The following is an 11802-nucleotide window of genomic DNA, read 5'->3' as shown; positions in this document are numbered from 1 at the left end:
CGTCCTATTGTTGGTTTTCGGCGTAAATGCCCGCTGAGATCACCGCTCCCCCGATCTCGCGTTCACCGTACAAAATGGGCACAGGGTAGCCCTGTGCAGTGGTATTGACCGGGGAACCGAAAGCATACGAGGGTTTGTTCTCCACCGATTGTGAAACAGACATGCCGAAGCTGGGTTGCGGTGTCAGCATCTGGATGACACCGCCCATCACCATGGAAGCACCCATCATGCTGAGCGTTGAAACGGTGAGAGAAGTTGCCATGGATGCCTTCCAAAGCGCCAACGTGCCGCCCCCTGTATAAAATGCCCCTATCAAAGCGGCAACGCCGAGCACTATCTGGAACATGCCGCCGTTCTTGCTGCCCGCAATGATCGGCATGATGCGGATCACGGCATCACCTTTCGAGGTTGCGAACTCTTCAACCCCGATATTTTGATCACCGTTGAAAAAAGCGAAGTGAATGCCTTGGCGATGAGCGCCCATCATATATTTCTCAAACCCCTCGACCGTGACGCACAACGCGCGCAAGGCTTCACAAGTATCTTCGACCACCAACCGGTGAGTCTTGCCAAACCGCTTGCCCAGTTGGCCTCCTAACCTGATTGTTCTCGCTACCTTGTTCATAACAACTCCTTACGCCTGACCACTCGTACCGTTCGTTCTTGGAAATAGCCGTTATAGGGATAACGTTGGCTTAACTGGCCATAGAGATGATGCAACATCATGCTATCCCCTAAATAAATCCCCGCATGGTTTGTCACCGGAGCTGAAATTTGCATCATGATCATGTCACCCGGCCGTATTTCTCCCGCAAATTCACGAAACCCTTCACGATACCAATGCTCGTCATAGAGTCGGGTATGACCATCTCTCCACCACTCATGCTCTACGGAGTAATTATTCAGCATGATTCCATGCTGCCGGTGGTAATAATCCATGATCAATGACCAGCAATCGGCATGTCCCAGCAGCCAGTTGCGGCCAATCAACGGACGATCGCCACGCGGTGCAATTTCGAGATAATCCCCTTCAGGCCACGACAAAATGCCCCAGACAATACCCGAATGATCGCACTGAACCCGGTCCAACTCAGAAGGAACTACATTTGGCACATCGGGATGGCTGTGAATAATGCGAATAATTTCCCCACACGCTTCCGCACGAGCATAGTCCTGCGGAGCAATAACAAACCCCTCCAGCGGGCTGTCAGCCACATTATCACACGGCAAATACCGTACTTTACGACCACTGAGTACCACAAAACCGCAGCTTTCATTCGGGTACACCGAGCGGGCATGCTCATATATGGCCTGCATAACATGTTCTTGCATGCTCATTTCCCTAAAAGATTTGAACCAGGGAAACCACCGAAGGAGAGCGGCTGGGCTTCACCAAACCTTTTTCTGCATGAGGAAACACGGCCGCCACAGACATCCAACGCGGGATCGTCCACCGGTTGATCATCTTTGTCGAAGCCGGCAACGCCGCCGTAGTCGCAACCTCTTCCTGTACGATACCAACCGCGAATACACCACGTGCACAAACCATGGATTTGCCGTGACGGCAATTGTTGCCCCTGCAAATCAAAGGGTGTGGCCAGTTGGAATTCCACGACGGTGTTAGTCTCAGCAGTTTTGCTATCGATATAAAATACCTGCACCCGTTCCTGACTGGCATCCGCCAGCGAATTGCCTGCCGGAAAGTTGCGCGCATCAAGGTATTTCACAAAGGTTTGATGCACGGAGACTTTGGCCTGGACAAGATCGCTGTACGCCAGACATAACGCAGTCACCACATTGCTGATATTAGCAACGCGCAGTTTCGGCGTAGGCTGTGAACCGTCAGTTGTCGTGGCCAAGCCGGTAATTTCATACGGGTAAGCTTCATATTCCTGGCCCCGCCACCAAATTGACCTGGGCTTCAGGCGTTGCTCATCCCCTGCAGACGCGGCAAGCTCCTCAGATTCCCGAGGAAGGCTGTGCGCATGGAAGCGCAGGATGTCCGCGCCAAAACCGGTCCCATCAATTTCAATCAATTGGATAACTTCACCGGGCTCTAATTTTTGCACATCGTTGTGATATGACATGGCTCCCCCTACACCCCGAAGGCCTGTTCAAAGGTAAAACTCACCGAAAACACATTGCGTGAAAGCGGTGATACCGTGATGGAGTCAGATTTGACTCTAAACAGATTTTTTCTGCCGCCGGGCGGCGTCCAGAAAAAGGCGCGGATCACATGCGCATTTAAAAAAGACAACAGCGACTCCGTAACCGTAGGGTGGCCGGTATAGACCAGCTGCCAGGATTGGGTAACGCTGTTTAACCCATTGCTGCTGATTTGCTTATATCCGTCGCCAAACTGTGCGCTGCGGACATTGTGAAAAAAGTTGCCGACAGGTGCCGCCTGCGTGCGCCATTGAAAAGTATCGATTGGCATATTTACTCCAGACATAAAAAAACCCGCCGTAGCGGGTTGTGACCGTATATTTCGTAGTTTTAGCACCGATAAAATCAGCGCGCTCCCGAGGCATTCCAAATCAATCCCCCCGGTTTTAGTTCTTTGCTCAACCGTTCGGTAATCGCTTGGTTGACGATACCCTGTACGATTTTCCCCATCCCTCCCGCAGGAGGCTCACCGGCGTTACGCGCATTGCCATCCTGGCTCATCACCACAGTACTATTTACCGTAATACCGCCTCCCCGATCGCCTTTCAGTCCGAACATCGGTGCACGCTCGCCGACCAAACCACCGTCAGCGTAGCCGCGCATCATGGCGTAAAGATGACCTACGCCAATACGCTGCGTCGCCTCCTTGGTCATGACAAACTCACCGCGATGCACAACGCCGGCAGCATCATACTTGCCGCCATCACCGGTATACCCACCGGAGGACTTCAACCCCATCGGCACCGCCCCAGGAGTGTTACCGCCCGAAGAAGCGTCTCGGGCAATCCATCCCATGGCTTTTTGCACCATAAACGCCACCAACAACTGATTGATAACCTGGACGATCATTTTCAAGATAGAGGAAGTAAACTCTTGAAAACTGGTTTTCCCTGTGGTGACCATATCCGTCAACATTCCGGAAAGGCCGTTAAAGGTGGCTCGCCCAACATCCGCCATAGAGGCGTAAACGTTGGTCGCAGTATCCAGATATTCGCTCCATCCTTTACGTGCACCGGCGAGCCAGTCGCCACGAACCTTATCTTCAGCAGCAAATGTGTTTGCCAGCTCACTCATCATATTTGCAGCAAACGGGTTTTCTTTATTCTCCCGACTCAACTGCTGAAGCTCACGACGGCGTTGCAATTCACGGTCACTCACTCCGCTTTCTTGCAGTACTTGCTGGGATTTCGAGCGTTGTTGATTAATGTAATCCCCCGCAATACGGCCGTAGTCGGGCTTTTCTTGCCCTTTCGCCGACGAGACAGGGGCCGCTACCGCCGTGGGTGAATAAAATCCGGAGCGTTTATTGCGCTTACCCAGCCACGTGTCTATTTGCTCACGGCTGTCCCCCTTGTGAACAGGCGGTTGTTCCGCCGTCATGGCCTCACGATAACCTGCAAGGCCGGCACTGATTCTTGCGTGCCCCTGAAAGATGCTCTCCTCTAACTTAGCGGAGGTCTTCTGGCTGTCCTCAACAATTTTTTTATTCGTCTCAATAAAACCGTTAAGAAAGTCAACGTGGGCCATCTTGGCTATAGGCCCCAAAGAATCAACGATAAAGCCGGAAATCAATCCATCGCCTTTTGTGATTAACAGCCTGACTTCATCGATAAGCGTGCCCACGATATCTTTCACCAGCCTGGCCATGGCCAACATATCCACGCCAACGCCATGTGCGGCATCAGAAGCCCATTTTTTAACGTCCATCCACATCAGCGACAGCGGAGACATGTTTTCCATGATAGCCGCAGACTGCCTGCCGGTCTCATCACCATAGAACTGCATCGCCAACGTAGCCGCATCGGTGCTTTTCCCAGCATCAACCAAACGAGAGACATGCTCTAACATCTCAACGTTGACAAAGCCATACTGCTTACCCAACTCCGCCAATCCTTTAACGGGATCGTCCGCTATTTTGCGGAAGTTGGCTTCAACCTCTTCAGCGGTCACCTCGGTCACCGCACCAAGATCCTGCGTTGCTTTGGCAATAATGCCTATCTGCGGCGCGGAATAACGTCCCAAACGGTTCAAAGACGTGAGCAATGTTTCATTCGAACTGATACTGCTGTTCGTCATTGAACCGATAGAAACTGCCAGAGACTCCATTTGGCCAATCGAGTTGAAGGCCTGGCCGTTGGTCATAATGATGGAAGTTCGCATACTGTCGAATGATTCACGGACGTTATAGCCCCAACTGGCCAACGTTGCGACACCACCGATGACCCCACCCAAAGCGGCGCTAGTGGTCACCAACAATGGGCGTAATGCTTGCAACGTATTGCTTACGCCACCAAATGAAGTGACCAGTTGTGCCCCATGATTTAGCGCAACTTTCCAAACAGGCTCCCCCGACGCCAATGACGACACCAAACCCAACATATTGGTTGATAGAGTGTTTAATGTTTCCTTATAGGCTTTGGCATTATTATTACCAGTATGCATATCAGCAGCTTGCTGCCCCATTTGCCTCCTAAGCTGCTGCAGCGCCGCCCCATGGCGCCTTAAACCTTGCTCATCGAAGGCGCTGCGGGAAACTGAACTCTGGGTTTGACGTTGCTGCCGAATCAACTTGCCCAATTCATTATTTAACGGACCCAGCCGAGTCGACATCTGATGTAAACTATCACTATAGCGGCGGAGATCCTGCGCCCCACTGCGAAAAGCGCGATTCAGCACATCGATTTTACCGACGGTTGCCGAAGCGTTACGTTGCAAGTCGTTCAATTCTTTATTCGCACGCTGCAAATCACCGGTATGAATACGCAGCGTCATGGTTGCAATATCTGCCATGTCTGGCTCCTCGCCACAACAAAAGCCAGCACGGGGCTGGCACCCTCGCAGGCGATCATTTTCGGTGAATGACTCTTAGCGCTGCGTTTTCCATAATACGGATATCATTTAATGTGCTCGCCTCGTCATCTACCGCATAAACCTTCATTAACCAAGGCAGACAGTTATAATCCAACCCGGTGACACCATTCATTCCGATACGCCACTGCGTCGCCATCATCTGGAAAATAGTGACAGCTGATACCATATCCGGCCAGATTTCCAGAGTGACCGTTTCGTAGTCATCTATCGTTAATCCAAATGCGGCAAGTTCTTCGGGAGGGGTTTTAAGCGTGTAGAAAGCCTCGGCAAGCGCCGTCAGTTTTTTTCCCGTACCACCATCAACTCTTTGGTATACGCAGTGGCAATTGCATCAAACGCGCGCGGATAGTTATCAAGCAATGTGATAATGCTTTCTCTATTCAACGTGTCGGGCAATGCCCATCCATCACAAATTTCGTGCAAGAAATCGGCCATAGGTTCATTGTTGTAGCTACCCGCATCCAATTGCTGTTCGGTTGCTTCGCGCAGCGATTTTTCCAGCGTTTCCAATTGGCTGCGTTTTTTATGTTTGAACGAAAATGTCAATATTCCATCCTCGCTTCCCGCACGCGGAATAGCGACGTCAATGCTAAAGGTTGGGGTTGGGTTAAGGGTAAATTCAGTCATCATGAAAAAGCTCCAAGCAAAAATAGTGTCGTTGAAAAACAGGCCTTACCGAGATAAGACCTGTTTGCCGTACCGATTAAAGGGTGGTTTTATAGAAAGTCATGTCGCTGGACTGAATTGCCAGCGATACAGCCACAGTTTCCACCTGGTTGACAGCCGTTGTTGGTTGAGGGTCAAAAGATGGAATTGCTGACCAATAGCGCAGTTCGTTAGCTTTAGGGACGTACATATAAAATGCCAAAACATCGCCATTACGATCCGCATTCTGCAACACGCTATAAATTGGCTGTGTCGAATCGTGAGCGAAGGTAAAGGTTTGCGTTTTCGCCGCCTTGAATGTCGCGAGGTTGCGTTGACGATCATCCTCAAGAAACTGAACCTGAGCATATTGTTGATCGCCGCCCGACTGAGCCACTTCGGTAATTTGCGGAATTTGGGTCCAGTTGGCGACTTTAGTCAGTGCACCTTTACCGATACCGGCAGGGAAAAACTTCACATCCGAAGTATTGATCGCACCAATAGTAACGCTGGTATCGGTTGAGGCTGTGATCTTGGCAACCAAGTCATCAATCAGCCCCCAGCCTGAATTGACAATGACAATGTCCCCAATTTTCAAACCATGACCTGTGGCCAGAGTAAATACAGCGCCATTAGCGTTGCTAACCGCCGTCGTTGCTACCGTCGAAGTAGCAGGGATACCGGCAAATACAGTTGCGCCATTAGGTAATGCAAAACTCATGGTAACTCTCCATTTTTAGATATAAAAAAACCGCCAGGAGGCGGTAGCAGATAAAAAGAAAGACATCATTTTGATGTACTTCTTCATTACATTTATAATCGGTTACGTCTCAGCGCATTAGAAAATTCATGACTGAGACCAATAACTGATACTAACAGGAATGATATAGCTATCTTCTTTTTGAATAGCAGGTAAAATACTGGCCGGGGCATTAATACTGCAGCTCAAATAATCATCGAAAAGCTCAGCACCATTGGGAAAAAGTGACAACACCCGCTCCGCTAACAGATAGCCATCATGGCTCCCCTCGCCTTTTTTGATCACAATATTGACCTGATAATTACCGCTGTATATCGTCACATCCTGAGAAACACCGACCCCCTGATTGACTGCAGGAACAATAAATGGCTCAAGATGCAACACCGCACTTCCCTCAACAGGGAAATTTGCCAACGTATAGTCGATATTGTTTTTTTCCGCCCATTGCAACAGTACCGACTCAAACAAATCTTTTATCTTTAAGGTACTCAACACAACCTCCAAATAATTTAATCCATAAATCCTCTCATGCCCATCAGGAATTGACACAATCTTATATGGTGTTTTTATCAACGAGAATAGAAAAATTAGAATTAATGCCTCATGCATGCCAACTTCAGATGTTATCAAGCTACATGATAAAATTCGAAGCGAAAAGAATTATTTTATTATTTTTTTAAATTAAAAAATAAAACAAACAAAAACACCCCGATAAACGGGGCTATATAAAAAATTGTGAAAAACCTCAACGCTTTTTATGAATACGCTAATAGTTTTCCATCTGCAACTTTATTTCCTCATGAGATAAACATCCATCTATAAAACCTTCCGCAATTTGCATTTGCTGACGAACTCTCCCTTCAGAGCATTTCCAACCACGTGCGATAGCCGATTTTGATTCGCCATACACATAGTGACGCAGAATCAACTCCAACTCTTCTGGTTGACGTATAGCCTGCAATCGAGCAACGGCACGATCGACAGCCAATCCGTCTTCATCACAACAAGAAAGGCGATTCTTTGCCGTATTCGGCAACAATCCCTTAAAGCCCGCAGCGATATGAGAGTATCCCATCGAAGGATGTTCCCGCGCCCAGCCTCCCCACCGCATCAATACCTGCTGTATATCCCTCATGCCCCCTCCAGGAATGTACCTTATGAATTCACTATCACTCAAAAAATGTGCTAAAAGTACATTTACGCTGACTAAAACCATCAACAAATGTACCCAGTAGATACATTATGCATATAAAAAATAGTTAAACAAGTAACTTGTACCATTTTGGTACATATGCTGTAATAAGTGATATGAAAACGATCGAAGAAATCCGACGGGAAAACGCCAGAAAATTGCGCGACGGCGTGGGCGGCAACTCAAACTTCGCTGCCATGTTGGATCGCGAAGCGACGCAAATCAGCCGAGTTATCGGTAAAAACCCCACAAAAAAAATTGGCGACGATCTCGCTCGCCATATGGAAATTTGTTTTTCTCTTGCTACTGGATGGTTGGATAAAACCCATGACACCGCCGCCGGCCACACCAACGTTCAGGAAACATCGTACGGCAACGATAAAAAGATAAAATTGGTTCCGGTGATATCCTGGGTTCAGGCAGGAGCCTGGACGGAAATCGCGTTTTCAGAGGTTGATTTGATTCAAACAGAACACTATCCCTGCCCTGTCGCCTGTGGGGAAAGGACCTACATTTTGCGTGTGGTCGGCGATTCAATGAGCCCGGAATACTCCCCTGGCGATCTGATTTTTGTCGATCCTGATGTTACCCCCTGGAATGGCGATGACGTGATCGCTTTAATGAGCGACTTCGGCGAAACCACATTTAAACGTTTTATTGAAGAGGGCTCAGAACGGATGCTAAAAGCACTCAATCCTGATTGGCCGGAACGTTACATCCCAATCAACAGCAACTGCCATATCATCGGTACTGTTATCTTTTCGGGTAAATCTCGTCGCCATCGATAAGTCCGCTGTTTCATGTCTCATGCCACGCCGCAATCATTCTCCTGAGGTATAGCGGTTTCCTCACTCAACGGCTGCGCTTGGCGTGGCGCTCGAAGTTTTCCGCCTTGGCCTGCGCCGATTTACGCAGCGTGACGTAGCAGGCGCCCTCACCGCCGTCGCGGGGTAAGGCGCGGCAAAACGCCTGCACCTGTTCAAACTGCGCCAGCCATTTGGCGACGTAACTGCGCACGATATTCGGATGGCTCTCGTTCTGGCGCCCGCGGCCATGTACGATCAGTAGCGAACGCTGGTTTTGCGCCTCCGCCTGCACGATAAAGCGAAACAGCGCCTGCCGGCTGGCTTCAACCGACTGACGCAGCAGATTCAGCGACGCCTGCGGCGGGTAACGGCCGTTGCGCAGCTTGTCCAGCACGCCCTGCTGAATGCCTTCCCCTTTGAACTCCAGCGGCTGTTCACAGGGGATCACCTCGAGAAAATCAGTGCTGAGGAAATTTTCTTGCAGCAGCCGCTGCGCTTCGCGCCGCGCGCTTTTGTCCGTCGTCTCCTGCGGCTTGAGGTACAGCGTCTGCCGCCCGCTCGCCAGCGGCACCACGTCCGCCATCGCCTGTTCAAAAAAGTCTTTTTCCTGCTCGCTCATGTTCCACCTCTCTTGAACGGCAGCCTTTACGGCCGGGGATGGGGACGATTGTAAGACGCCTTGGCGCGGTTGCAAGCCGGGAATTGTCAGCGGCATTTGTCTCATTTGTCGTCAACGGGTGAGCTTGCGAGCAGTTTTCGCTATACTGCTAAGCCATCATTGAGTGCCGCAAAGGATCGAGCCCATGACAATGCGCGAGCTGGAAATCCAGTTTCAAAATGCGATGAATGAGTTGCAGAGCAGCTTCGAACGGCAACACCGCGAATGGCAGCAAAGCTACCAGGCGCTGCAGCAACTGCTGGAAGAAGCCAAACAGCGCGAAGCCGCGCTGCGGGCGCAGAATGAACAACTGGCGCGCAAGCTGAGCACCGCCAGCTCGGTGCCGGAACAGCATGCGCTGGTGAAGCAGATCAAAATGCTCGGCGCCCATCTGGATGCGCTGGCCAAAGACGCGGCCACCTTCAATCACCACCTGCGCCAACAGAGCGCGGTCGGTAATTTCAGCGGCGAACAGCATTGATAACAGGCGCTGTCGCACAGCGCCTCCCGCCCCTCTTCTGGCGTATTGAGAGTGTAATAAAGCCTAAATGACCTGGATCATCCTCGCCGCCCTGATCGTCGTATTTATTATCGGTTACCGCATTTTGACGTCCGACACTCGTAAAGCCATCGATTCGCTGGCCCATCTGCTGAGGGTCAAACCGATGCTGATCGAATCGATGATCCAGGAAATGGGCGGCCGCCAAAGCCAGACCTTTATCCGCATGCTGAACAACGGCTACACCGAAGAGATGCACCAGGCCGCTTACCTGCTGTTCATCTACCTGACGTTCATCAAGCAGGCGGATGACGAACAGATCGGCCAATGGCGCGATATGCTGCTGCGCGCCGGGCTGTCGCCGGAGCTGCACGCCGAACACACGGAAGCGGCGCTGTTTTACTTCGCCGAGCTGGATATCGATGCGTTTGAACTGGCGCAGTTCCGTCGCGCCTACAATGAGCGTTTCAACCGCGAAGCATTGGCCCACGGCTGATAGCGTCCCCCTGGGGCGGGGGACCGATTACAGGAACATGCTGTAGAGGTAGCGCGACAGCGCTTCGCGCGAGCTGAAGCCGTGTGCGATGCCGTAACGCTGGTTCGGGGCGTCGCCGCTTAAATCCAGGGGAAACTCCAGATACTGTTCGCTGGTGCGCACCGGCGAGGTCGGCGTGGCGAAATGCACGCTTTTCTCTTTCAGAGCCGGGTGGATCACCAACGCGGTTCTGCCCATCCGCGCTTCGCGATTCACATACACATAGTGTGCGCCCTTGCGGTAGCCATAGGCCTGATCGGTGACATAATCACGCTCAAAGCCGGTATTCTCCAACACTTTAGCCACTTCATCCGGCCGTAAATACATCGATTCCTCCTCTCATTCTGGACCGCTGAGCGACCTTACCGTAATCATTCACCGAAACAATGATTTTCTGGGGAGGAATCCGGGTTTCAGACTATTCCTGACTCAGGCCCGACGCTGCTGCAACAGACGCAGGGTGAGTAATACTCCGAGCGCCACCAGCAGCGCCGCCGCCAGATAGATCGGCGGCACGCCCGCTTGCCCAATCAACAGCCCGGCCAGCGGTCCGGTGATGCCCAACGCCAGATCGAGGAAGGCCGAATAGGTGCCGAGCGCCGTCCCCTGATTCTGCGGCGGCACCTGCTTGACCGCCTCGACGCCCAGCGCCGGGAACACCAGCGAAAAACCGGCGCCGGCCAGCAACGCGCCGGTTTGCACCATCCAGGGCTCGCCGGCTTGCCAGATCAACAGCAGCCCGACGATCTCCACCAGAAACGACGCCAGCGTCACCTTCAGGCCACCGTGGCGATTGATGACGTTGCTGAAGATCAGGCGGATGCCGACGAAGGCGCAGCTGAACAGCGTCAGCGAAAACGCCGCACCGCTCCAGCCCTTGTCGGCGTAGTAAAGGGTGATGAACGTGGCGATCACGCCGAAGCCGACGGTGCCCATAGCCAGTCCCAGGCCATAAGCCCAGATACGGCCGAGCACCGCGCTGAAGGCGATGCGTTGCCCGGCGGCGATCGAGACGTCCGGTTTGCCGCTCGCCAACAGCAGCGCGACCGCAACCGCCAGCACGATCAGCGCCGCCACACCGGCCAATCCCCACTGCTGGTTCAGATACACGCCGAGCGGCGCACCGGCCGCCATTGCGCCGTAGGTGGCGACGCCGTTCCAGGAAATCACGCGCGCGGTGTGCATCGCCCCGACCCGGCCGATACCCCACAGCGTGGAACCGGTGCTGGCGAAACTTTCGCCGACGCCGAGAAACACCCGCCCCACGCACAGCAGCAGCAGGCTGAGCCACGGCCAGCCGTCAACGCCGAACGCCAGCGCGTAAAACAGGCCGCTGACGCCGCAGCACGCCAGGCCGAACAGCACCACCTTCTTCGGCCCCAGCAGATCGGCGTAGCGCCCGGCGTGCGGGCGGCTGAACAGCGTGGCGAAGTACTGCGCGCTGATGATAAGGCCCGCCAGCACCGAGTTGTAGCCCAGGTGGTTATGCACAAATCCCGGCAGCACCGCCAGCGGCAGGCCGATGGTCAGGTAGCAGACGAAGGTGAACATCACCACGGACAGAATGCGTCGGTTCAACTGGAGGTTATTTTCTGCGGTCATCGAAGGTGGCTCGCATCGGACGGGGTAGGCGAAGCTCTCCAGCATACCCCGATGAGATTTGATGATAA

The 11802-nt window shown here is 52.3% G+C and carries 16 protein-coding genes; 3 read left to right on the top strand and 13 right to left on the bottom strand.

Going from position 1 to position 11802, the window contains the following annotated elements; genetic code table 11:
* Window positions 1–4 precede the first annotated feature (4 nt).
* From ACRAWE_RS00270 to ACRAWE_RS00225, 10 genes are all read right to left on the bottom strand, one after another.
* On the bottom strand, window positions 5–625 hold the full coding sequence (locus ACRAWE_RS00270; RefSeq protein ID WP_060441078.1) for a tail assembly protein: 621 nt from the start codon (window positions 623–625) through the stop codon (window positions 5–7).
* Complete coding sequence (locus tag ACRAWE_RS00265; RefSeq protein WP_019455556.1) at window positions 622–1332, bottom strand: C40 family peptidase; 711 nt, start codon at window positions 1330–1332, stop codon at window positions 622–624. Before ACRAWE_RS00265 ends, ACRAWE_RS00270 begins: the two co-directional genes overlap by 4 nt.
* Before the next feature lie 2 nt (window positions 1333–1334).
* Window positions 1335–2087, bottom strand: a complete 753-nt coding sequence (locus ACRAWE_RS00260; RefSeq protein ID WP_154747712.1) for a phage minor tail protein L — start codon at window positions 2085–2087, stop codon at window positions 1335–1337.
* Window positions 2088–2095: 8 nt separating this feature from the next.
* Window positions 2096–2437: a phage tail protein gene (locus ACRAWE_RS00255; RefSeq protein ID WP_019455558.1), complete on the bottom strand. Its 342-nt coding sequence runs from the start codon at window positions 2435–2437 to the stop codon at window positions 2096–2098.
* A gap of 74 nt (window positions 2438–2511) precedes the next feature.
* Window positions 2512–4956 carry a phage tail tape measure protein gene (locus ACRAWE_RS00250; RefSeq protein WP_154747713.1) on the bottom strand — a complete coding sequence of 815 codons (2445 nt, stop codon included), beginning with the start codon at window positions 4954–4956 and terminating at the stop codon, window positions 2512–2514.
* 55 nt (window positions 4957–5011) lie between these two features.
* Window positions 5012–5245 carry a DUF1799 domain-containing protein gene (locus ACRAWE_RS00245; RefSeq protein WP_071532865.1) on the bottom strand — a complete coding sequence of 78 codons (234 nt, stop codon included), beginning with the start codon at window positions 5243–5245 and terminating at the stop codon, window positions 5012–5014.
* 68 nt (window positions 5246–5313) lie between these two features.
* Complete coding sequence (locus tag ACRAWE_RS00240) at window positions 5314–5667, bottom strand: phage tail assembly chaperone (RefSeq protein ID WP_019455561.1); 354 nt, start codon at window positions 5665–5667, stop codon at window positions 5314–5316.
* Window positions 5668–5740: 73 nt separating this feature from the next.
* The gene (locus tag ACRAWE_RS00235; protein ID WP_019455562.1) at window positions 5741–6403 is read right to left on the bottom strand and encodes a phage tail protein; all 663 of its coding nucleotides are present in this window, start codon (window positions 6401–6403) and stop codon (window positions 5741–5743) included.
* Between the two features lie 126 nt (window positions 6404–6529).
* The gene (locus ACRAWE_RS00230; RefSeq protein ID WP_019455563.1) at window positions 6530–7051 is read right to left on the bottom strand and encodes a phage tail terminator-like protein; all 522 of its coding nucleotides are present in this window, start codon (window positions 7049–7051) and stop codon (window positions 6530–6532) included.
* A gap of 157 nt (window positions 7052–7208) precedes the next feature.
* The gene (locus ACRAWE_RS00225; RefSeq protein ID WP_154747735.1) at window positions 7209–7577 is read right to left on the bottom strand and encodes an antiterminator Q family protein; all 369 of its coding nucleotides are present in this window, start codon (window positions 7575–7577) and stop codon (window positions 7209–7211) included.
* Between the two features lie 173 nt (window positions 7578–7750).
* On the opposite strand from ACRAWE_RS00225, the gene ACRAWE_RS00220 reads away from it, so the two are divergent.
* Window positions 7751–8422, top strand: coding sequence for a LexA family protein (locus tag ACRAWE_RS00220; protein WP_019455565.1), 672 nt, complete (start codon window positions 7751–7753; stop codon window positions 8420–8422).
* 64 nt (window positions 8423–8486) lie between these two features.
* Here ACRAWE_RS00220 and smrA read toward each other — a convergent pair whose 3' ends face one another.
* Window positions 8487–9059 (bottom strand): DNA endonuclease SmrA, encoded by a 573-nt coding sequence (gene smrA, locus ACRAWE_RS00215; RefSeq protein ID WP_432524326.1) that lies wholly within the window; start codon window positions 9057–9059, stop codon window positions 8487–8489.
* Between the two features lie 184 nt (window positions 9060–9243).
* Here smrA and ACRAWE_RS00210 point away from each other — a divergent pair, with 184 nt between their 5' ends.
* Complete coding sequence (locus ACRAWE_RS00210; protein WP_004928976.1) at window positions 9244–9579, top strand: MbeD/MobD family mobilization/exclusion protein; 336 nt, start codon at window positions 9244–9246, stop codon at window positions 9577–9579.
* A gap of 67 nt (window positions 9580–9646) precedes the next feature.
* Entirely contained in the window at window positions 9647–10093 is a 447-nt protein-coding gene (locus tag ACRAWE_RS00205; RefSeq protein ID WP_063919944.1) for a DUF1198 family protein, read from the top strand.
* Window positions 10094–10120: 27 nt separating this feature from the next.
* On the opposite strand, the gene ACRAWE_RS00200 is transcribed toward ACRAWE_RS00205, so the two are convergent.
* Together ACRAWE_RS00200 and ACRAWE_RS00195 are read right to left on the bottom strand one after the other, a co-directional pair.
* Complete coding sequence (locus ACRAWE_RS00200) at window positions 10121–10459, bottom strand: DUF2002 family protein (RefSeq protein ID WP_019455568.1); 339 nt, start codon at window positions 10457–10459, stop codon at window positions 10121–10123.
* A gap of 102 nt (window positions 10460–10561) precedes the next feature.
* The gene (locus ACRAWE_RS00195; RefSeq protein ID WP_084799174.1) at window positions 10562–11734 is read right to left on the bottom strand and encodes an MFS transporter; all 1173 of its coding nucleotides are present in this window, start codon (window positions 11732–11734) and stop codon (window positions 10562–10564) included.
* Window positions 11735–11802: the final 68 nt, after the last annotated feature.

This window comes from Serratia sp. BFP-2025 (assembly GCF_050880365.1).
Lineage (GTDB): Bacteria > Pseudomonadota > Gammaproteobacteria > Enterobacterales > Enterobacteriaceae > Serratia > Serratia surfactantfaciens.
The sequence above is the reverse complement of the archived record's forward strand: the minus strand, read 5'-3'. Positions and strand labels throughout refer to the sequence as shown.